General features: G+C 50.0%; 22 protein-coding genes and 1 other RNA gene. 21 read left to right on the forward strand and 2 right to left on the reverse strand.

Annotated features, from left to right (window positions below):
• The first annotated feature begins 63 nt into the window (after nucleotides 1-63).
• Nucleotides 64-597, forward strand: coding sequence for a tRNA adenosine(34) deaminase TadA (gene tadA / locus FNY66_RS03890; protein WP_087150312.1), 534 nt, complete (start codon nucleotides 64-66; stop codon nucleotides 595-597).
• 112 nt (nucleotides 598-709) lie between these two features.
• Here tadA and FNY66_RS03895 read toward each other — a convergent pair whose 3' ends face one another.
• Entirely contained in the window at nucleotides 710-1,216 is a 507-nt protein-coding gene (locus tag FNY66_RS03895; RefSeq protein ID WP_087150313.1) for a DUF2798 domain-containing protein, read from the reverse strand.
• 101 nt (nucleotides 1,217-1,317) lie between these two features.
• An RNA gene (ffs, locus tag FNY66_RS03900) (signal recognition particle sRNA large type) lies at nucleotides 1,318-1,579 on the reverse strand.
• 115 nt (nucleotides 1,580-1,694) lie between these two features.
• On the opposite strand from ffs, the gene FNY66_RS03905 reads away from it, so the two are divergent.
• The 20 genes from FNY66_RS03905 (at nucleotide 1,695) to rplA (ending at nucleotide 19,776) form a co-directional block, all read left to right on the forward strand.
• Complete coding sequence (locus FNY66_RS03905; protein ID WP_150310353.1) at nucleotides 1,695-3,431, forward strand: B12-binding domain-containing radical SAM protein; 1,737 nt, start codon at nucleotides 1,695-1,697, stop codon at nucleotides 3,429-3,431.
• 132 nt (nucleotides 3,432-3,563) lie between these two features.
• On the forward strand, nucleotides 3,564-4,613 hold the full coding sequence (locus FNY66_RS03910; protein WP_190324771.1) for an AIR synthase-related protein: 1,050 nt from the start codon (nucleotides 3,564-3,566) through the stop codon (nucleotides 4,611-4,613).
• Nucleotides 4,614-4,637: 24 nt separating this feature from the next.
• A complete protein-coding gene (locus tag FNY66_RS03915) occupies nucleotides 4,638-5,141 on the forward strand; it encodes an Lrp/AsnC family transcriptional regulator (RefSeq protein ID WP_087150315.1) in 504 nt (167 codons plus the stop codon).
• The gene (locus FNY66_RS03920; RefSeq protein WP_150310355.1) at nucleotides 5,141-6,319 is read left to right on the forward strand and encodes an aminotransferase class I/II-fold pyridoxal phosphate-dependent enzyme; all 1,179 of its coding nucleotides are present in this window, start codon (nucleotides 5,141-5,143) and stop codon (nucleotides 6,317-6,319) included. The genes FNY66_RS03915 and FNY66_RS03920 overlap by 1 nt, the downstream gene beginning before the upstream one ends.
• Before the next feature lies 1 nt (nucleotide 6,320).
• Nucleotides 6,321-6,815 (forward strand): tRNA (cytidine(34)-2'-O)-methyltransferase, encoded by a 495-nt coding sequence (locus tag FNY66_RS03925; protein ID WP_087150317.1) that lies wholly within the window; start codon nucleotides 6,321-6,323, stop codon nucleotides 6,813-6,815.
• Nucleotides 6,816-7,110: 295 nt separating this feature from the next.
• Nucleotides 7,111-7,419, forward strand: coding sequence for a hypothetical protein (locus FNY66_RS03930; RefSeq protein WP_087150318.1), 309 nt, complete (start codon nucleotides 7,111-7,113; stop codon nucleotides 7,417-7,419).
• Between the two features lie 89 nt (nucleotides 7,420-7,508).
• Nucleotides 7,509-9,530: a V-type ATP synthase subunit I gene (locus FNY66_RS03935; RefSeq protein WP_150310356.1), complete on the forward strand. Its 2,022-nt coding sequence runs from the start codon at nucleotides 7,509-7,511 to the stop codon at nucleotides 9,528-9,530.
• Nucleotides 9,527-10,003, forward strand: a complete 477-nt coding sequence (locus FNY66_RS03940; RefSeq protein WP_150310357.1) for a V-type ATP synthase subunit K — start codon at nucleotides 9,527-9,529, stop codon at nucleotides 10,001-10,003. The genes FNY66_RS03935 and FNY66_RS03940 overlap by 4 nt, the downstream gene beginning before the upstream one ends.
• Nucleotides 10,004-10,089: 86 nt before the next feature.
• Nucleotides 10,090-10,683, forward strand: a complete 594-nt coding sequence (locus tag FNY66_RS03945) for a V-type ATP synthase subunit E (protein WP_150310358.1) — start codon at nucleotides 10,090-10,092, stop codon at nucleotides 10,681-10,683.
• Nucleotides 10,684-10,707: 24 nt separating this feature from the next.
• A complete protein-coding gene (locus FNY66_RS03950; protein ID WP_150310359.1) occupies nucleotides 10,708-11,679 on the forward strand; it encodes a V0D/AC39 family V-type ATPase subunit in 972 nt (323 codons plus the stop codon).
• Entirely contained in the window at nucleotides 11,672-11,995 is a 324-nt protein-coding gene (locus FNY66_RS03955; protein ID WP_150310360.1) for a V-type ATP synthase subunit F, read from the forward strand. Before FNY66_RS03950 ends, FNY66_RS03955 begins: the two co-directional genes overlap by 8 nt.
• Nucleotides 11,995-13,761 carry a V-type ATP synthase subunit A gene (locus FNY66_RS03960; RefSeq protein WP_150310361.1) on the forward strand — a complete coding sequence of 589 codons (1,767 nt, stop codon included), beginning with the start codon at nucleotides 11,995-11,997 and terminating at the stop codon, nucleotides 13,759-13,761. The genes FNY66_RS03955 and FNY66_RS03960 overlap by 1 nt, the downstream gene beginning before the upstream one ends.
• On the forward strand, nucleotides 13,762-15,144 hold the full coding sequence (locus tag FNY66_RS03965) for a V-type ATP synthase subunit B (RefSeq protein ID WP_087150325.1): 1,383 nt from the start codon (nucleotides 13,762-13,764) through the stop codon (nucleotides 15,142-15,144).
• A 187-nt stretch (nucleotides 15,145-15,331) separates the two neighbouring features.
• The gene (locus FNY66_RS03970) at nucleotides 15,332-15,988 is read left to right on the forward strand and encodes a V-type ATP synthase subunit D (protein WP_087150326.1); all 657 of its coding nucleotides are present in this window, start codon (nucleotides 15,332-15,334) and stop codon (nucleotides 15,986-15,988) included.
• A 238-nt stretch (nucleotides 15,989-16,226) separates the two neighbouring features.
• Nucleotides 16,227-17,444 carry an AI-2E family transporter gene (locus FNY66_RS03975; RefSeq protein WP_087150327.1) on the forward strand — a complete coding sequence of 406 codons (1,218 nt, stop codon included), beginning with the start codon at nucleotides 16,227-16,229 and terminating at the stop codon, nucleotides 17,442-17,444.
• Between the two features lie 142 nt (nucleotides 17,445-17,586).
• Nucleotides 17,587-17,736 carry a 50S ribosomal protein L33 gene (gene rpmG, locus FNY66_RS03980; protein WP_087150328.1) on the forward strand — a complete coding sequence of 50 codons (150 nt, stop codon included), beginning with the start codon at nucleotides 17,587-17,589 and terminating at the stop codon, nucleotides 17,734-17,736.
• A gap of 21 nt (nucleotides 17,737-17,757) precedes the next feature.
• Nucleotides 17,758-17,955 carry a preprotein translocase subunit SecE gene (gene secE, locus FNY66_RS03985; RefSeq protein WP_087150329.1) on the forward strand — a complete coding sequence of 66 codons (198 nt, stop codon included), beginning with the start codon at nucleotides 17,758-17,760 and terminating at the stop codon, nucleotides 17,953-17,955.
• Between the two features lie 25 nt (nucleotides 17,956-17,980).
• Entirely contained in the window at nucleotides 17,981-18,499 is a 519-nt protein-coding gene (nusG, locus tag FNY66_RS03990; RefSeq protein ID WP_087150330.1) for a transcription termination/antitermination protein NusG, read from the forward strand.
• Between the two features lie 51 nt (nucleotides 18,500-18,550).
• Nucleotides 18,551-18,976 carry a 50S ribosomal protein L11 gene (gene rplK / locus FNY66_RS03995; RefSeq protein WP_087150331.1) on the forward strand — a complete coding sequence of 142 codons (426 nt, stop codon included), beginning with the start codon at nucleotides 18,551-18,553 and terminating at the stop codon, nucleotides 18,974-18,976.
• Nucleotides 18,977-19,083: 107 nt separating this feature from the next.
• On the forward strand, nucleotides 19,084-19,776 hold the full coding sequence (gene rplA / locus FNY66_RS04000) for a 50S ribosomal protein L1 (protein WP_087150332.1): 693 nt from the start codon (nucleotides 19,084-19,086) through the stop codon (nucleotides 19,774-19,776).
• Nucleotides 19,777-19,817: the final 41 nt, after the last annotated feature.

Consider the following 19,817-nt stretch of genomic DNA (forward strand, 5'->3'; position numbering starts at 1 on the left):
TCTCTTTTCATTCCAGTCTATTCAGAGAGGCAGGTAAAAAGAACAGAGACAGAAAGGAAAATTATGTCTGAAGAAAGAATTGATATCTGCGAAGAGCAGAAAAAGATCGACGAAAAATATATGAGAGAGGCGATTCGTCAGGCGAAGAAAGCTTATAAACTCGATGAGACGCCGATCGGCTGCGTGATCGTCCATGAAGGTAAGATCATAGGCAGGGGGTATAACCGGAGAAATACGGATAAGAGTCCTCTCGCCCATGCGGAGATCACAGCGATTAAGAAAGCGAGCAAAAGACTCGGCGACTGGAGACTTGAAGAGTGTACGCTCTATGTGACGCTGGAGCCGTGCCAGATGTGTGCCGGAGCGATCATACAGTCTCGTCTGACCCGCGTAGTGGTGGGCTGCATGAACCCGAAAGCAGGTTGTGCGGGTTCGGTCCTTAACCTGCTGGATGTGAAAGCGTTCAATCACCAGGCGGAGCTTACAACAGGAGTGCTCGAAGAAGAGTGCAGCACGCTGATGACAGGATTCTTCCGCAATCTGAGGGAGCGGAAGAAGATGCAGAAGAAAGCTGCTATATCTTCTTCTCTTCCCTGAAATCTTCAATGTACAGAAATGCGGTCTGCAGAGAGCAGCCCGAGATCTTGTGAAGCGATGATACCGATGTTATCGGGGGTATCCGCATCCATTACGGAAAAGTTCCTGGAAACTATGTGCGGCTGTGGGGCGTAAAAGCTGATTCTGTGCACCTGTGTGAAGAGAAACGGAATATCTGTCTGAACAGAAAACGGACAAACGGTCCGGCATATAATATCTGCCAGAAGAATGCCATCGGGAAGTTCAGCGCGACAGTCTGCAGCCATACAGCAATAAACTGGCTTCCGGCATCTTTGAATAATATTGTCGCTGCGAGGCTCATGAGCGGGCACATCCATGCGACAGATACGGCAGAAATCGCAAGAACAAGATGGAATGGATTCTCCCTTTTCGGATTCACGATGCAAAATGCCGTTTTCTTTGCGATGTGTCCTACAAAAAAGAAATCGAGTACAAAAGCGACCGGCGCCATGATCACAAATTCATGAAGTGCTGACAGAAACACGCTGTTGTTCATACCGCCTATATTTAAGGCAATATTATAGCAGATCATCATATAGACCATGACAAATACCATCAGAATGGTAAAAATTATTTCCTGAAATTTAGTTTTGGGCATAAAAAATCCTCCTTAATGATAGTAAACAGAAAAATGTGTTGTTCGTTATCATTCAGGAGAATGTGCGTTTCCAATAAGACCAAAATCCGTTATTCTTTTTTACGTGCATTGCGCTTCGAACATGATCCACAGGCGTTACCCCGGCAGTTGACTCAGCCCAGGCACCCTCACGGCACCCGGGAGCTCCTGCTTAGTGCTGCTCCGTTCCCGACCTGACACGGTTCACAGGTTCCCGTCGCGTGAGACCCAGACATCAACATCACTTACCGGGGGCAGCCCTGCAGACTGCCGCCCTCTGCGCAATATCACCCCTGCTATAGCGGATTGCAGGTTCAAGGTACCGCTAACACCCCGGCTGCACGAGTCTTTAGTTTACATGGTTTTTGCAGAAATGTCAATGGATGGCGGGGAAAGAAATTGCCGAAATTGATAATTGGTGCTAGAATAAACAGAACTTATGAAGAAACGGAGTGCGCAGATGAACATCCTTTTAGCAGCGATCAACGCAAAATATATTCATGCTAATCTTGCAGTGTACAGTCTGAGGGCTTATGCCTGCAAATATATTGAAGAAATTGAAATCGCGGAATACACGATTAATCAGCCGGTGGATGATATCCTTATGGATATCTATACGCACCGGCCGGATATTTTGTGCTTTTCCTGTTATCTGTGGAATATAAGTTATGTGGAACAGCTTATCAGGGAGATACCGAAGATACTGCCTGATACGAAGATATGGCTGGGCGGGCCGGAGGTCTCTTACAATGCAAAGGATATGCTGAGAGATTATCCCGGTCTGGCAGGCATTATGTGTGGGGAAGGTGAGGGGACTTTCCTGGAACTTATGGAATATTATCATGCGGGAACGGATGTGCCAGAGGGAGCTTCCCTTTCTCAAATTCCCGGGATTGTATACCGGGAAAGTGAAGGGAATATCCAGGATACACCGCCCCGTCCGGTTCTTGACCTGAGCACCGTTCCGTTTGTATATGAACATATCGAAGATTTTCGTAACCGGATCATCTATTACGAGTCAAGCAGAGGCTGTCCGTTCTCTTGCAGTTATTGCCTTTCTTCTATTGACAAGTGTCTCCGGTTCCGCGACCTTGAGCTTGTGAAAAGTGAGCTGCAATTTTTTATCGATCATGAAGTGCCGCAGGTGAAATTTGTGGACCGGACATTTAACTGCCGCCATGATCACGCTATGGCAGTGTGGAGATATATCAAAGAACACGACAGAGGCATTACGAACTTTCATTTTGAGATAGCAGCGGATCTTCTGAATGAGGAGGAGATCAGTCTGATCCGCAGTATGCGCCCGGGACTCATCCAGCTAGAGATCGGCATCCAGTCCGCAAATGAGGAGACGATACGTGAGATCAGGAGAAAGATGGATCTGGACAAGGTAGAACACATTGTGGCAGAAGTGAGAGAGAACAGAAATGTGCATCAGCATCTTGATCTGATAGCGGGGCTTCCGTATGAAAATTATGACAGTTTCACGAAGTCTTTTGACCGCGTATACAGTATGAGACCGGATCAGCTCCAGCTCGGGTTCCTGAAAGTACTGAAGGGTTCACTCATGCACGAGAGGACGAGGGAATACGGGTTAGTTTACCAGAATCGGCCGCCCTATGAAGTCCTTTCAACAAATTGGCTGTCTTATGCTGATATAGTCCGGCTTAAAAAGGTTGAGGAGATGGTAGAAGTCTATTACAACAGCGGACAGTTCAGAAATACAGTAGGGCATATGGAGAAAGAATTTACCGGTGCGTTTGCTATGTACAGCACTCTGGCGGATTATTATGACAGAAACGGTCTGTTCAGGGTCAGTCATTCGCGGATCTCAAGATATGAGATTCTGTTCCGATTTCTGGAAGAACATACCGGAAGGCCGGACGAATATGTACAGTGGTTGACATTAGACCTGTATCTGAGGGATAATGTGAGAAACCGTCCGCAGTTTCTGCCGGAGAATAAAGTGAGTTCAGATGAAGCAGCTGCTTTTTATAAGTCAGAAGAAGAGGAACGTCGTTATCTGAAGTCATATACGGGATACGACAGAAGACAGATGCGCAAGATGACACATCTGGAGCGGCTGTCCGGAAGTCTGTTCCTGTTTGATTACCGGGAGAGAGACCCGCTCAGCGGTGATGCAAAATTATATATAATAGAAGATCAGGAAAGGAAGATCGACAATGAATTTTCATGATAAACGGTTCAGACGTATTGTTTCTATTATTATCCTGCTTTTGATAGCAGCGATGGTGCTGACAATGGTACTGCCGTACATTATATGACGGTTACGGTTTTTACAGGAAAGATACAGGAGAGACAGCAGGCAATGTCAGAGAAAGATGGAATGAGGATCGGAAAGATCACGCAGACCGCATGGCAGCGGACTGTCAGAAAACAGCTGCATACAGAAGATAAAAGAACGCTGTTCGGCGCATCTCCGTGGGAGACGTGCTCCGGTTTCGAAACGGAGGGAGGCGGCGGATATGTGTGGGCGGATGCCTGTGCAGCAGGAGATGACGGCAGAACAGGATATTATGCCGTATATCACGCGGCCGGTGATCTTGCAGCCCGCGGTGTAAGCGCGGAAGGAGCGGCAGTGCGTATCCTGCTCCCGACGGGAAGCAGTGAGGAGAAGCTTGGCTTGCTTGCTGCCGGCGTGGACCTCGCATGCAGGGAATTGAATATACAGGCGTCAAGTTTTCAGGCAGAGGTGTCGGGCGCAGTGCGACAGACAGTAGTATTTGTGAGTGCGGCAGGGAAGTTGTACAGCCGGCCGGCAGGGCGGAAACGGGGACAGGAAAAACACGATGCGGTGCAGACTGTGCAAAAGGGGGAGATGCACCGGGAGATCGTTCAGTGCGGATATGCTGGGCTTGAAGGGACACTGCGCGTCCTCGGTGAAGCCCGTGAGGAGCTGGAGACAAGGTTTGTCTCTACGTTCCTCGATCAGGCAGAAGAGATGACAAATGAACTGGTAAGACCGGTGCAGCTTCTGAACATTTATGAATGTGACGGAGCGGCGGAGGTGTGCCAGATAGGGAGCGGCGGCATACTGGCAGCTCTGTGGCAGCTATCGGAGACCGCGCACACAGGGTTTGAGATCGATATGCCTCAGATCGCCCTGAAGCAGGAGACTGTGGAGATCTGTGAATTCTATCGGCTGAATCCGTATCTTATGACATCGGCCGGGAGCTATCTTATCCTGACCTCAGAGGCGGAGTCTGTCATCCGGGAGCTCGAAGAGGCAGGAGTATGTGCGGTCAGACTCGGTGTGGCAAGAGACGGGAATGCAAAAGTAATCCGGAATGGCGAAGAAGTCAGGTATCTGGACAGACCGGCGTCGGACGAGCTGGAACGCTGGATGGCTGAGCGGTGATATATAATATCGGGAGGGAGAAAGATGAGCGATAATAAAGAAGCTTTGAGGATTGAAATACTCAAATATCTGGAGAAACACAGCAGGGTTGACTTAAGTGAACTGGCTGCCCTTATGGGGGCGGAGGAGACGGAAGTCGCGAATGAAATGGCCGAGATGGAGAAAGAAAAGATCATCTGCGGCTATCATACGCTGATCGACTGGGATAAGACCGGTGTTGAGATGGTGACTGCCCTGATCGAAGTGCGTGTAACGCCCCAGAGAGACCGGGGATTCGACCGCCTTGCAGAGCGGATTTATAACTATCCGGAAGTCTATGCTGTCTATCTCATTTCCGGAAGCTATGACCTGCTTGTGACGCTCGAAGGGAAAAGCCTGAAAGAAGTTTCCCGTTTTGTCTCGGAAAAGCTGTCTCCGATTGAGGGCGTGCTCAATACTGCGACACACTTTATCCTGAAAAAGTATAAAGACCATGGAACGGTCATGATACCGAAGAAAGAGCCGGAAAGGATGCTGGTGATGCCGTAATGAGAAGTCCATTATCAAAGAAGATCATAGATATACAGCCGTCAGGGATACGAAAGTTCTTTGATGTAGCAAATGAGATGAAAGATGCTATTTCTTTAGGCGTCGGGGAACCTGATTTTGACACGCCATGGCGGATCAGAGATGAAGGAATTTTTTCGCTGGAGAAAGGCAGGACATTCTATACGTCAAATGCGGGACTGAAAGAACTGCGTCAGGAGATATGCAGGTATCTTGAACGGAAAATTCATGTGTCATACAATCCGATGAAGGAGACGCTGGTCACGGTAGGTGGGAGTGAGGCTATCGATGTAGGACTGCGCTGCATGCTCGATCCGGGGGATGAAGTACTTATTCCTCAGCCGAGTTATGTCTCCTATCTGCCGTGTACTGTTATGGCGGATGGCGTACCGGTGGCAGTCCCGCTCAAGAATGAAAATGAGTTCAAGCTGACTGTGGAAGATCTGGAGAAATATACGACGCCGAAGACAAAAATACTGATCATGCCATTTCCGAATAATCCGACCGGTTCCATTATGACAAGAGATGACCTTGAGCCTGTTGCAGACTTTGTAAAAGAACATGATTTGTATGTGATATCTGATGAGATCTATTCTGAACTCACTTACCAGACAGAACATGTCTCTATCGCGAGTCTGCCGGGTATGAGAGAGAGAACAGTTGTGATCAACGGTTTTTCCAAGGGATTTGCCATGACAGGATGGAGACTGGGGTACTGCTGCGGACCGGAAGAAATCATAGAGCAGATGACAAAGCTTCATCAGTTTGCTATCATGTGCGCGCCTACGACGAGCCAGTACGCAGCGGTTGAGGGTTTGAAGAACTGTGAAGACGAAGTGGAGGAAATGCGCAGATCGTATAATCAGAGACGGCGTTTCCTTATGCATGAGTTCAGACGGATGGGACTGGAGTGTTTCGAACCGTTCGGAGCATTCTATGTGTTCCCGAGTATAAAAGAGTTCGGTATGAGTTCTGAAGAGTTCGCCACACGGCTGCTGCAGGAGGAAAAAGTGGCTGTCGTTCCGGGAACTGCGTTCGGGGAATGCGGAGAGGGATTCCTGAGGATCTCGTATGCATATTCTCTGGATGACCTGAAAGAGGCGCTGGGACGGGTAGAGAGATTCATCACCAGACTGAGAGAAAAAACGGGAGATAAGTAAAATGTTGAATATCGTACTTCTTGAGCCGGAAATCCCGGCAAATACGGGAAATATAGGGAGGACATGTGTGGCGTCCGGCACCAGACTCCATCTGATCGAGCCCCTGGGCTTCAGCCTGAGCGAAAAAGCGCTGAAGCGCGCGGGAATGGATTACTGGAAGGATCTGGACGTGACGACTTATATTGATTACCAGGATTTCCTGGACCGGAATCCGGGAGCAAAGATATACATGGCGACAACAAAAGCCCGCAAAATATACACAGAAGTCTCCTATGAAGATGACTGCTACATCATGTTCGGAAAGGAGAGCGCAGGAATTCCCGAAGAAATCCTCGTTCAGAATCAGGAGAACTGCATCCGGATCCCGATGATGGAGAAGATCCGTTCTCTGAATCTCGGAAATTCGGCTGCGATTGTGCTGTATGAGGCACTGCGGCAGAACGGGTTTGCGGGGCTGGAACGGGAAGGTAAGCTGCACAGGCTTTCGTGGCAGTAAATTATGGTCAAAATTACATATAACAAGTCTTGGAAAAGAGCTCCGATGATATGGTAAATTTTATCATTTACATCACCGGGGCATTTATTTTGAATGAAAAATGCACGATATTTTCAGATATGCTAATGAACAGTTATGAAACATGCTAATAAATGTTTTGAATAATCACTGAGTATGTTATATAATGATCACAAGATCGTGTTAAAATTGTGTTAAAAACCATTCTCTGTATGAAGAAGGAAGTAATGGAAAAACTAAGGAAACAGAAATGATCGTGGAAGGTGGTGGATAAAATATGGTAGAAGAGACGATCAGGACGGTCCGCGAGACTGAGAAACAGGCGCAGGAAATCGTGGATAATGCCCGCCTGGAGAGTGAACGCACGATAAAAGCGGCGAAGGAACGCTCAGAGGCTCTCAGAGAAGAAATCCTCGGGAAAGCGTATGCAGAGGCGGCGGCTGAAGCTGAGAAAGCGCAGCAGGCGGGAGCAGAGACAGAGCGCAGGGCGAAAGCCGAATGTGAGGAAGAGACGGCGAAGCTTAAGACTTCTGCCGGGGAGAAAGAAAAAGAGGCAGTAGAGATGGTGATCTCGCTGCTGGCGTAGTCAATGACAGTTACTGATCACAGTAACTGACAGTAAAACAGAAAAGAAAGTGGCATATAAGTGTCATGCGGCAAAGGAGGGATATATAAATGGCGGTACTTAAGATGCAGAGGATCAGTATCTGCGCCTTAAAGAAAGACCGTAAAGCGATCCTTGAAAAGCTCCAGAGCCTGGGAACCCTTGAAGTAGATCATATCCTGGATGAGGATGAAGACTTCCACCGGATGGATACCGTAGGACAGAAACAGGGATTTGAAAAAGCGGCTGCCTCTGTGGATCAGGCGCTGGATATCCTGGAACGATATGTTCCGGAAGAAAAATCTGTGTTTTCGGCCCTTGAAGGTAAGAAGCTGATCTCCGTGGAAGAGGGGATGAAAGTCCAGGAGGAGCGGCGAGACCTCTTAAGGACGGCGAAGCAGATCTATGATCTGGACCGGGAACATGCAGAGCAGCTTGCATCTGTTACGAAGCTGACGAACAGCATCGAGAGCCTGACGCCGTGGCTCGCACTGGATGTTCCGCTTAAGGCAATGAAGACTGACAGGACTGTCTTCTTCCCGGGCACGATGCCCGGCGGCACGACAGCGGCAAAAGTATATGAGGTACTGGCAGAGAAGGCTCCGGACACGGAGAGTGCAGATGTGCATATTATTTCGCAGGAGCAGAGCACAGTCTATCTGGCGGTGATCTGCCTGAAAGAAGAAGCCGGTGCAATAGAAGATGCGCTCAGGAGTGAAGGATTTGCCAGAGCGTCCCAGACATGGGAGGAGGTGCCCGCGCGGCAGAAAGAGCAGCTTGAACAGCAGATTTCGGAATACAGGGAGAAGGTATCCGGGATCGAGGAGAAGATAACGGCGCTTGCTTCAGAGCGGGAGAGACTTAAGATCGTGGCAGATTATTACAGAGTCCGTGCAGACAAGTACGAAGTGCTTGGAACGCTGCCCCAGTCAGAGAGGACATTTGTTATCAGCGGGTATATACCGGAGGCTGTGGCGGGCAGTGTAGCGGACGGCCTGATGAAGAAGTATGACTGTATGGTGGATGTGGAAGAGTTAAAAGAAGACGAGGAACCGCCGGTCATCCTGAAGAACAACCCGTTCTCCGCCAATATGGAGGGCGTTGTGGAGTCCTACGGACTTCCAGTAAAAGGAGAGATCGATCCGACGACGATCATGTCGTTCTTCTATGTATTCTTCTTCGGAATGATGCTCTCAGATGCGGCATACGGAGTGATCGTATCCATTGTGTGCGGGATTCTTGTGCTGAAATTCCCGAGGATGTCGCCGGGGATGAAGAAGTCGCTAAAGCTCTTCTTCTACTGCGGACTCTCGACCATTGTGTGGGGCGTCCTTTTTGGCGGGTATTTTGGAAATATCGTGGATATCGTCTCGGCGAAATTTTTAGGCACGACGATCACGCCGCCGGCGCTGTGGTTCGTTCCGCTCAATGAACCGATGAAGCTGTTGCTGTACTCCCTGCTCTTCGGAGTGATCCACCTGTTTACAGGGCTTGCGATCAAAGGGTATCTGTGTATCAGAGACGGGAAGATCATGGATTTCTTCTGCGATGTTGTACTCTGGTTCATGCTTCTCATCGGACTGATCCTGATGCTTCTCCCGAGCGATCTTTTTGCATCGATCGCGCAGATGGAGATCGTATTTCCGGGATGGCTCAACACTACGGCAAAGGCGCTTGCGATTATCGGAGCTGTGGGAATCGTACTGATGTCGGGACGCTCGAATAAGAATCCGGCGCTTCGGATCGCTCTGGGTGCGTATGATCTTTACAACATTACAGGATGGTTAAGCGACGTGCTTTCCTATTCCCGTCTGCTGGCTCTGGGCCTTGCAACGGGTGTTATCGCATCGGTCATCAACCAGATGGGCAGTATGCTGCCGAACAATGTGATCGGGATCATTTTCTTTATCCTGATCTTTATCGTCGGACACGCAATGAATCTGGCGATCAACCTGCTGGGTGCGTATGTACACACAAACCGCCTGCAGTTCGTAGAATTTTTCGGGAAGTTTTATGAGGGCGGCGGACGGCCGTTCAACCCATTCAGAGAAAATACAAAATATGCAGAGATTAAGGAGGAAACTTTATCATGAGTGAATTAGGAATTGTGTATGCATTACTTGGAGCGGCTGTTGCTGTTCTTCTGTCAGGTACGGGATCTGCTATTGGCGTAGGTATCGCGGGTCAGGCGGCTTCGGGAGTTGTGACCGAAGATCCGAGTAAGTTCGCAAAAGTGCTGATCATCCAGCTGCTTCCGGGTACACAGGGTCTGTACGGACTTCTGATCGGATTTATCACACTGTCAAAGATCGGTGTGCTCGGCGGAGGCCTTGCAGATATTTCTGTCCAGACCGGACTTCTCATCCTGGCTGCGTGCCTGCCGATCGGAGTGGTAGGACTTCTCTCAGCGATCGCGCAGGGCAAGACTGCTGCGGCTGCTATCGGTATCGTAGCTAAGAAACCGGATCAGTTCGGTAAGGCTATGCTCTTCCCGGCGATGGTTGAGACATATGCGATCCTCGCACTTCTGATCTCCTTCCTGTCTGTCAACGGCATCCAGGTATAGACCGGGAAGATACGGATATGTGATTTGTATATCCGCGAAGAGACAGTGAAACATAAGAGACCAGAAACAAGAAGGAGAGCGAGGAAATGAGTGGACTGGATAAAATGAAAGCCCGGATTCTCGAAGAGGCGCAGAGCACCGCACAGGAGATTACCGACAAGGCGAAAGCGGACGCGGATGCGGCGGTTCAGGCCGCACGGGAGTCAGCCGAGGCCGAGGCGGCAAAGATCCTCGAGCGTGCGAAGCGCGACGCGGCAGATTATGCGGCTCGAGTGGATTCCTCGATGGATATGCAGAGAAAGCAGGCTGTCCTTGCCGCAAAGCAGGAAGTGATCGGCGGCGTGCTCGATAAGGCATATGATGCGGTAATGAATCTGGACGATGAGAAATATTTTGAAATGCTTGAGAAGATGCTGGAGAAACATGTTCTGGCCGAAGAAGGTGTGATCTGCTTCTCGGCAAAAGATCTGGAACGGATGCCGGAAGGCTTCCCGGAGAAGGTTAAGAGCATTGCCGAATCAAAGGGCGGAAAACTTACTCTCTCCGAGAAACCGGAGAAGATGGACGGAGGTTTCCTGCTTGTGTACGGCGGCATTGAAGAAAACTGTACGATCAGCGCAGTGTTTGCTTCCAGGCGGGAAGAATTATCAGATCAGGTGAACAGGCTGCTGTTCGGATAAAGCGCAGATGTTAGGAGGGTTAACTTGAGTAATACAAAATATACTTATGCGGTCGCGCGCATCCGCGCACTGGAAGTATCCCTGTTCTCAGATGCATTTATCGAGCAGCTCTTAGCGTGCAAGAGCGCGGAGCAGGTCCTGCAGTCCGTAGTCGAAAAAGGCTGGGGCGATATGGACACCGAGCATGATGCGGAAGCGGTATTAAAGCGAGAGGAAGAGAAGGCATGGGCGGTCATCCGTGACGTGGCTCCGGATATGAGCGTCTTCGACGTGCTCTCTTACCCGAAGCTGTACCATAATCTGAAAGCGGCAGTCAAAGAAGTGTGCACGGGTGTGAAGAATCCGGCAATGTTCTATGACGACTGCCCCATCCCCGGAGAGGAGATGTATCAGATCATAGAGAGCAGAGAGTTCTCCAGGCTCCCGGGCAATATGTCACGGACGGCACAGGAGGCGCTGGATACACTTCTGCATACAGGGGACGGACAGCTCTGTGACATCATTGTAGACAGGGCGGCGCTGGAGGCTATCGAAGAGGCAGGGAAGAAGTCGGGGGAACCGATCATGGAAAACTATGCGGACACGACAGTTGCCATCGCTGACATCAAGATTGCCGTGCGCTCCCAGAAGACGGGCAAGAGTGCGGAGTTCATGAGAAGCGCCATGGCGGAGTGTGATAGTTTAAGTCTTGATCAGCTTATCCGCGCAGCGCTCTCAGGCGCAGAGGAGATCGCCCAGTATCTCGAGGGCACATCCTATGCCGGGGGCGCGGACGCTTTAAGAGAGTCCCCGTCTGCATTTGAGCGCTGGTGCGACAACCGTATGATCGAGACATTGAAATCTCAGAAATATGAGACATTTTCTGTAGGGCCCCTGCTGGGGTATCTGATCGCAAGGGAGAATGAGATCAAGACGGTGCGGATCATTCTGACCGGGAAGCAAAACGGATTCACGGACGACGCGATCCGGGAAAGGATAAGGGAGATGTATGTATAAGATTGCAGTGGTCGGCGATTACGACAGTATCTACGGTTTCGCCACATTGGGGCTTAGCATCTGCCCTGTGAGGAACCGGGAGGAAATACGTGACAGGCTCCGCAGTCTCGCGGAGGAGGACTATGGCATCATCTATATCACGGAAGCGGCTGCCGCTGAAGTGAGTGATGAGTTGGAAATGTATCGTGAGAAGACTCTGCCGGCGATCATCCAGATACCCGGCGTATCCGGCAATACCGGAGCAGGCGTCGAGAATGTGAAGAAGACGGTGGAACAGGCGGTCGGATCAGATATTCTGTTTGGAGGAGTAAGCTAATGAGCACAGGAGTGATTAAAAAAGTCGCAGGACCTCTTGTCATTGCGGAGGGAATGCGTGATGCAAATATGTTCGATGTGGTCCGTGTGTCGAATCAGCGTCTGATCGGTGAGATCATCGAGATGCACGGAGACGAAGCATCGATCCAGGTATATGAGGAGACATCGGGATTAGGACCGGGCGAGCCGGTGGAATCCATGGAAGTTCCGATGTCCGTCGAGCTGGGACCGGGACTGATCACGAGTATCTATGACGGTATCCAGAGACCGCTCGATGATATCATGAAGATCTCGGGAAATAACTTAAAGCGTGGTGTAGAAGTACCGTCCTTAAAGAGAGATCTGAAATGGGAGTTCGTTCCCACGGTGAAAGCCGGCGATGAGGTGGAAGCCGGAGATGTGATCGGTACAGTTCAGGAGACTGTACTCGTACAGCAGAAGATCATGGTTCCGTATGGCATGAAGGGAACCATAAAGGAGATCAAAGCAGGAGACTTTACAGTTGAGGAAGTGGTTGCCATCCTTGAGACTGCGGAGGGCGATAAGGAACTGACACTGATGCAGAAGTGGCCGGTGCGCCGCGGACGTCCGTACCAGAAGAAACTTCCGCCGGAGATGCCGCTTGTGACAGGGCAGAGAGTCATCGATACATTCTTCCCCATCGCAAAGGGCGGCGTGGCTGCAGTGCCTGGACCGTTCGGAAGCGGTAAGACTGTCATCCAGCATCAGCTCGCGAAATGGGCGGAGGCTGATATCGTCGTCTATATCGGCTGTGGTGAGCGCGGCAATGAGATGACGGACGTTCTGAACGAGTTCCCGGAACTGAAAGACCCGAAGACAGGACAGCCCCTGATGCAGAGGACAGTTCTGATCGCAAATACTTCGGATATGCCTGTGGCTGCCCGTGAGGCGTCCATTTACACAGGTATCACCATTGCTGAATATTTCCGTGATATGGGATATTCTGTGGCGCTGATGGCAGACTCCACATCCCGCTGGGCGGAGGCATTAAGAGAGATGTCCGGACGTCTCGAGGAGATGCCCGGTGAGGAAGGTTACCCGGCATATCTGGGAAGCCGTCTGGCACAGTTCTACGAGCGTGCGGGACATGTGATCTCGCTGGGAAAAGAAGGACGTGAGGGAGCCCTCTCCGTTATCGGTGCGGTATCCCCTCCGGGCGGTGATACGTCAGAGCCTGTATCTCAGGCGACACTTCGTATCGTGAAAGTGTTCTGGGGACTGGATTCGGCTCTCGCGTACAAGAGACATTTCCCGGCTATCAACTGGCTGAACAGCTATTCTCTGTATCTGGATGATATGGAAAAATGGTTCAACGGAAATGTAGCTCCGGACTGGATGGAAGGACGTCAGAAGATGATGACCCTCCTTCAGGAAGAGGCAGAACTGGAAGAGATCGTGAAGATGGTCGGTATGGACGCGCTCTCACCGGGCGACCGGCTGAAGATGGAAGCAGCGCGATCCATTCGTGAAGACTTCCTGCATCAGAACTCTTTCCATGAGATCGACACTTATACGTCACTCAAGAAACAGCACATGATGATGCTCCTTGTAAATGCATTCTACGACAGGGCTGTAAAGGCTCTCTCAGAAGGGGCGTCCCTGCAGAAGCTGATCTCCATGTCTGTGAGGGAGCAGATCGGACGTTTCAAATATGTGCATGAGGATGCACTTGACGAGGAATATAAGAAAGTAGACGAGGAGTTGACCGCTCAGATCGCCAATGCATTTGTAAAGGAGGGCCGCTAAATGCCAAAAGAGTACAGAACCATACAGGAAGTAGCCGGACCGCTGATGCTCGTGCGCGGCGTGGAAGGCGTGACATACGATGAGCTCGGAGAGATCGAGCTTGCCAGCGGCGAGACAAGGCGATGCAAGGTGCTCGAGGTAAACGGAAGTGACGTGCTCGTACAGCTCTTCGAGAGTTCTACAGGAATCAACCTGTCCAACAGCAAGGTACGTTTCCTTGGACGGAGCATGGAGCTTGGTGTATCCGAGGATATGCTTGGCCGTGTCTTTGACGGTCTGGGCCGTCCGATCGACGACGGGCCGGAGATCCTGCCGGAAGCGCGCATGGATATCAACGGCCTGCCCATGAATCCGGCAGCCAGAAGCTACCCGGAGGAGTTCATCCAGACCGGAGTATCAGCAATCGACGGACTGAACACACTGGTAAGGGGACAGAAGCTTCCGATCTTCTCGGCATCCGGACTTCCGCACGCACAGCTTGCCGCACAGATCGCGAGACAGGCAAAGGTGCTTGGAAAAGATGAGAACTTCGCCGTTGTATTTGCCGCAATGGGGATCACTTTCGAGGAATCAAACTTCTTCATAGAGAGTTTTCGTGAGACAGGAGCGCTGGATCGTACTGTCCTGTTTATTAATCTGGCGAACGATCCGGCCATCGAGCGTATCGCAACACCGAAGATGGCGCTGACAGCGGCAGAGTATCTTGCATTTGAGAAAGACATGCATGTGCTCGTCATCCTGACCGATATCACGAACTACGCGGACGCGCTCCGCGAAGTGTCTGCCGCACGAAAAGAAGTGCCCGGACGCCGCGGTTACCCGGGATATATGTACACGGATCTTGCGTCCATCTATGAGAGAGCAGGACGTCAGAACGGTAAAAAGGGAAGCATCACTATGATCCCGATCCTGACTATGCCTGAGGACGACAAGACCCATCCGATCCCTGACCTGACAGGATATATCACAGAGGGACAGATCATTCTGAGCCGTGAACTTTACCGCAAGGGTATTACGCCTCCGATCGACGTACTGCCATCGCTCTCCCGTCTGAAGGACAAGGGAATCGGCGAAGGAAAGACCCGCGCAGACCACTCCAACACCATGAACCAGCTCTTCGCCGCGTATGCCCGCGGAAAAGACGCAAAAGAACTCATGGTCATCCTTGGAGAAGCGGCGCTGACCGAGATCGACCTGATGTACGCGAAATTCGCGGATGCATTTGAGAAAGAATACGTTTCTCAGGGATATAACACCGACCGTGGTATCGAAGAGACACTGGATATCGGCTGGAAACTGCTGAGAATGCTGCCGAGAACCGAACTCAAACGAATCGACGATAAATATCTGGATATGTACTACGGGACTGGCCCCGAAGCGTAAGCGCAGCGGGCCTGTCCCGGAAGCCGGAGGCAAGAAAATGACTGGCCCCGAAGCGTAAGCGTAGCGGGTCTGTCCCGGAAGCCGGAGGCAAGAAAATGACTGGCCCCGAAGCGTAAGCGCAGCGGGCCTGTCCCGGAAGCCGGAGACAGTATTAGTATTCAGATAAATCGATGAAGGAGGTGGCGTTTTGGCGGCAAAACAGGTGAACCCGACCAGAATGGAGCTGACGCGTCTGAAGAAGAAGCGGATCACCGCGATCCGCGGTCACAAACTGTTAAAAGACAAGCGAGACGAGCTGATGCGTCAGTATCTAGATCTGGTCCGTGAAAATATGGAAGTGCGCAAGAAGGTCGAGGCTGGTATCAAGTCTGCAAACCGCAACTTTGTCATCGCAAAGGCCGGAATGTCAGAAGCGGCGCTTAACACCGCTCTCATGGCGCCCAAACAGGAGATCAGCCTGGAGGCCGGAGAAAAGAATGTTATGAGCGTCGATATCCCGACTTTTGAATATAAGACAAGGACTGCGGACGAAAATGATATCTATTCTTATGGTTTTGCGTTCACATCAAGCGATCTGGATGGAGCAGTGAAATCGCTTGCGGATGTCCTTCCTGATATGATCCGTCTCGCTGAATGCGAGAAGGCATGCCAGCTCATGGCGGCGGAGATCGAGAAGACAAGACGGCGTGTCAATGCGCTGGAGCATGTGATCATACCGGAGACAGAGGAGAGCATCAAATATATTACGATGAAGCTGGATGAGAACGAGAGAAGTACCCAGATCCGTCTGATGAAGGTAAAGGATATGATGCTTGAAGACGCGCATCATTACAGCGAGAAATAGATTAAAATCTACTGATCACGGAGAGCCGGGAAGTAAATGGAACAGAGTTTTTCCTGGTGTTCATAGGAAAAAGAAAGAAAATATAAAGAAGATCTTAGCATTTGCGGTGCTGCCGGCAGAGATTTTATTAAATTTCTGCCGGCAGTCTTGTTGCGGCCTTTGTGGCATGATAGAATAAGTAAATGTCAGAAATGGCAATACTTAATTGTATAACGGACATCCTGACTGAGGAGGCAATATGAATCTTGACAATGAAAGTATAAAAAAACTGAGACAGCTTATTCTTTTTACGATAGTCCTGCTCATCGCTTTATGGAACTATGCGATCATCTTTGAGTGGATCGGAGTTGCGTTCGGGATTATTTTTCCGTTCCTGCTGGGGGGAGCGATTGCTTTCGTATTAAATGTACCGATGAGTTTCCTGGAAGAGAAGATATTCCGGAACAGATACCTGAAAGGAAAGAAAGTTGCCGAACGTCTCGCGAGACCGGTGTGCCTCGTGCTTACGATCGCGATTGTGATAGGCGTTGTAGTTCTGGTCATGTTTGTTGTAATCCCGGAACTGACTACAACGGTGATTTCGCTCGGAAAGACAATCCGGGATTTTATACCGGCTGCACAGAGGTTCCTTGAGGATGTGTTTGCAGATAACAGTGAGATCAGTAAGTGGCTTAATGGTCTGAACCTGAATGTGGACAGAATCATAGAAAGCGCTGTGGCATTCTTCCAGAACGGCGCCGGGGATGTATTGAATTCGACAATGTCCGCCATCGGATCGATTGTGAGCGGAGTGGCGACGTTTGTTATTGCATTTGTTTTTGCATGTTATGTCCTGCTCCAGAAAGAAAAACTGCGTGTGCAGGTTACAAAAGTGCTGTATGCATTCCTGCCGGAGAAACGCGTTGGTTGGTGCCTTGAGGTGTGTTCACTGACTGCAAAGTCATTTTCAAGCTTTCTGACGGGACAGTGTGTGGAGGCGCTGATTCTCGGAATGATGTTCTTCATTGTTATGAGTATACTGAATATGCCGTACACGCTGCTTGTAGCTGTGCTGATCGCATTTACGGCTCTGATCCCGATCTTCGGAGCGTTTATTGGATGTTTCATAGGAGCCTTCCTGATTTTGATGGTAGATCCGCTCCAGGCGTTGATCTTCGTGATCATGTTCCTTATCCTGCAGCAGATCGAGGGCAATCTGATTTATCCGAAGGTTGTAGGGGCATCCGTGGGACTTCCATCAATTTGGGTGCTGGCTGCGGTGACGATTGGCGGCAATCTGCTGGGAATCGTAGGTATGCTGATCTTTATACCGATCGTGTCAGTAGTATATACACTGTTCAGGGCGAGCGTGTATAAGAGACTGAAAAAGAAGCACAGGGACCTGAAGACAGGCAGGATGGAGAAACCAGAATCTCCAGTAGAGAATGATGAAAGAGGCACTACTGCTAAAAAATAGAAGGAAGACCTTGACTTACATCCACTCGCCGTGGTATACTACTACGGCGAATGGAAGTAGGTCTTTTTTTTATGCCTAAAAATCGATGGCTTCGCAACCATCAGTAACACGTAGTGAATAAGTTAAAAGCGAGGTGGAAGTTGTGCGCACAAGAATTACACTGGAGTGTACGGAATGCAAAAACCGTAACTACAACATGACAAAGGACAAGAAAGCTCATCCGGAACGCATGGAGACCAAGAAATACTGCAGATTCTGCAAATCACACACACTGCACAAGGAAACGAAGTAGTCGCCGGAAGGAAGTGGACAAATGAGTGATAAGGCAAAAACTCAGAAGAAGAGCTGGTTTAAGGGGCTTCAGGCGGAGTTCAAGAAAGTTATCTGGCCAGACAAGAAGACACTTGCAAGACAGACCACGGCGGTAGTTGCTGTCTCTGTAGTTCTCGGAGTGATCATCGCAGTGATCGACGCACTTCTGAGCTACGGGATCAAATTTTTGGTAGGATAGTTGACCGCAGCAGAAAGGTGATTTTATGTCAGAGGCAAAATGGTATGTAGTTCATACTTATTCAGGGTATGAAAACAAAGTGAAAGCGAACATTGACAAGACGATCGAGAACCGTCATCTGGAAGACCAGATTCTTGAAGTCCGCGTTCCCATGGAGGAAGTGACAGAGCTCAAGAACGGAGTCCAGAGAGCTGTACAGCGTAAGATGTTTCCGGGATATGTCATGATCCATATGATCATGAATGACGATACCTGGTATGTGGTCAGGAATACCCGAGGTGTGACCGGGTTCGTCGGACCGGGATCCAAGCCGGTTCCGCTGGAGGAGAGCGAGATGGAGAATCTCGGCATCAAACGAGATAATGTTGTTGTCAACTTCGGCGTAGGTGATACGGTTGTTGTGCTCAGCGGCGCATGGGAGGGAACTGTCGGCGTAGTGCAGAGCATGAACGATCAGAAGAAGAGCCTGTCTATCAATGTTGAGCTGTTTGGCCGCGAGACACCGGTTGAACTTGGTTTTTCAGAAGTGAAGAAAATGGATTAAAGATGAGTGGGAGGGGCATGGCCCCGTAAGTACCACAAGGAGGTAATTGAAATGGCAAAAAAAGTAGAAGGTTATATCAAATTACAGATTCCTGCCGGCAAGGCAACTCCGGCACCACCGGTTGGTCCTGCACTTGGACAGCACGGTGTAAATATCGTTGAATTTACAAAGCAGTTCAACGCAAGAACAGCAGACCAGGGCGACCTGATCATCCCGGTTGTAATCACTGTATACAATGACAGAAGCTTCAGCTTCATTACAAAGACACCACCGGCAGCAGTTCTGATCAAGAAAGCATGCAAGATCCAGTCCGGTTCAGGCGTGCCGAACAAGAACAAAGTTGCAACGATCACAAAAGCTCAGCTTCAGGAGATCGCAGAGATGAAGATGCCTGACCTGAATGCAGCATCAGTAGAGGCTGCTATGAGCATGGTAGCAGGAACATGCCGTTCCATGGGTGTTGTTGTAGAGGAGTAGAGCATTTGGCGGTACATCGGGCGCCAGAGCGCGGGTGTATCTTCGTATAGGTAAACAGAAGTGGGAGGGGCACGTTCCCGCCAATACCACAAGGAGGTTATTGTAAAATGAAACGAGGAAAAAAATATATTGAAGCTGCGAAACTGATCGAGAGAGGAAATCTCTACGACAAAGAAGAAGCAGTGGCACTTGTTAAGAAAGCAGCAGTAGCAAAGTTTGACGAGACAATCGAAGCTCACATCAGAACAGGATGTGACGGACGCCATGCAGATCAGCAGATCCGTGGTGCGGTTGTGCTTCCGCACGGAACAGGTAAGAAAGTCCGCATCCTTGTGTTCGCTAAGGACGCAAAGGCTGAGGAAGCAAAAGCAGCAGGAGCTGATTTTGTAGGCGGAGATGAGCTGATCCCGAAGATTCAGAATGAAGGATGGCTTGACTTCGATGTAGTTGTTGCAACACCGGATATGATGGGCGTTGTAGGACGTCTCGGACGTGTACTCGGACCGAAAGGCCTTATGCCGAACCCGAAGGCCGGAACAGTTACAATGGACGTAACAAAGGCTATCAACGAGATCAAAGCTGGTAAGATCGAGTACAGACTTGACAAGACAAACATTATCCATGTACCGATCGGTAAAGCTTCCTTTACCGAAGAGCAGTTAGCGGACAACTTCCAGACGCTTATCGATGCAATCAACAAGGCAAGACCGGCAGCGGTTAAGGGACAGTACCTGAAGAGCATCACTCTTACATCTACAATGGGCCCTGGCGTAAAGGTTAATCCTCTGAAGCTTGCATAATTTTAGATGAATATAAGATCCTCATGCTATGCAAATGGTAT

This window comes from Mediterraneibacter catenae, assembly GCF_008691045.1.
In the GTDB taxonomy this organism is placed as follows: Bacteria; Bacillota; Clostridia; order Lachnospirales; family Lachnospiraceae; genus Mediterraneibacter; species Mediterraneibacter ornithocaccae.

Coding starts and splice junctions, on each gene's coding strand:
- tadA (WP_087150312.1), top strand. CDS start 64: ATGTCTGAAGAAAGAATTGATATCTGCGAAGAGCAGAAAAAGATCGAC.
- FNY66_RS03895 (WP_087150313.1), bottom strand. CDS start 1,216: ATGCCCAAAACTAAATTTCAGGAAATAATTTTTACCATTCTGATGGTA.
- FNY66_RS03905 (WP_150310353.1), top strand. CDS start 1,695: ATGAACATCCTTTTAGCAGCGATCAACGCAAAATATATTCATGCTAAT.
- FNY66_RS03910 (WP_190324771.1), top strand. CDS start 3,564: ATGTCAGAGAAAGATGGAATGAGGATCGGAAAGATCACGCAGACCGCA.
- FNY66_RS03915 (WP_087150315.1), top strand. CDS start 4,638: ATGAGCGATAATAAAGAAGCTTTGAGGATTGAAATACTCAAATATCTG.
- FNY66_RS03920 (WP_150310355.1), top strand. CDS start 5,141: ATGAGAAGTCCATTATCAAAGAAGATCATAGATATACAGCCGTCAGGG.
- FNY66_RS03925 (WP_087150317.1), top strand. CDS start 6,321: ATGTTGAATATCGTACTTCTTGAGCCGGAAATCCCGGCAAATACGGGA.
- FNY66_RS03930 (WP_087150318.1), top strand. CDS start 7,111: ATGGTAGAAGAGACGATCAGGACGGTCCGCGAGACTGAGAAACAGGCG.
- FNY66_RS03935 (WP_150310356.1), top strand. CDS start 7,509: ATGGCGGTACTTAAGATGCAGAGGATCAGTATCTGCGCCTTAAAGAAA.
- FNY66_RS03940 (WP_150310357.1), top strand. CDS start 9,527: ATGAGTGAATTAGGAATTGTGTATGCATTACTTGGAGCGGCTGTTGCT.
- FNY66_RS03945 (WP_150310358.1), top strand. CDS start 10,090: ATGAGTGGACTGGATAAAATGAAAGCCCGGATTCTCGAAGAGGCGCAG.
- FNY66_RS03955 (WP_150310360.1), top strand. CDS start 11,672: ATGTATAAGATTGCAGTGGTCGGCGATTACGACAGTATCTACGGTTTC.
- FNY66_RS03960 (WP_150310361.1), top strand. CDS start 11,995: ATGAGCACAGGAGTGATTAAAAAAGTCGCAGGACCTCTTGTCATTGCG.
- FNY66_RS03965 (WP_087150325.1), top strand. CDS start 13,762: ATGCCAAAAGAGTACAGAACCATACAGGAAGTAGCCGGACCGCTGATG.
- FNY66_RS03975 (WP_087150327.1), top strand. CDS start 16,227: ATGAATCTTGACAATGAAAGTATAAAAAAACTGAGACAGCTTATTCTT.
- secE (WP_087150329.1), top strand. CDS start 17,758: ATGAGTGATAAGGCAAAAACTCAGAAGAAGAGCTGGTTTAAGGGGCTT.
- nusG (WP_087150330.1), top strand. CDS start 17,981: ATGTCAGAGGCAAAATGGTATGTAGTTCATACTTATTCAGGGTATGAA.
- rplK (WP_087150331.1), top strand. CDS start 18,551: ATGGCAAAAAAAGTAGAAGGTTATATCAAATTACAGATTCCTGCCGGC.
- rplA (WP_087150332.1), top strand. CDS start 19,084: ATGAAACGAGGAAAAAAATATATTGAAGCTGCGAAACTGATCGAGAGA.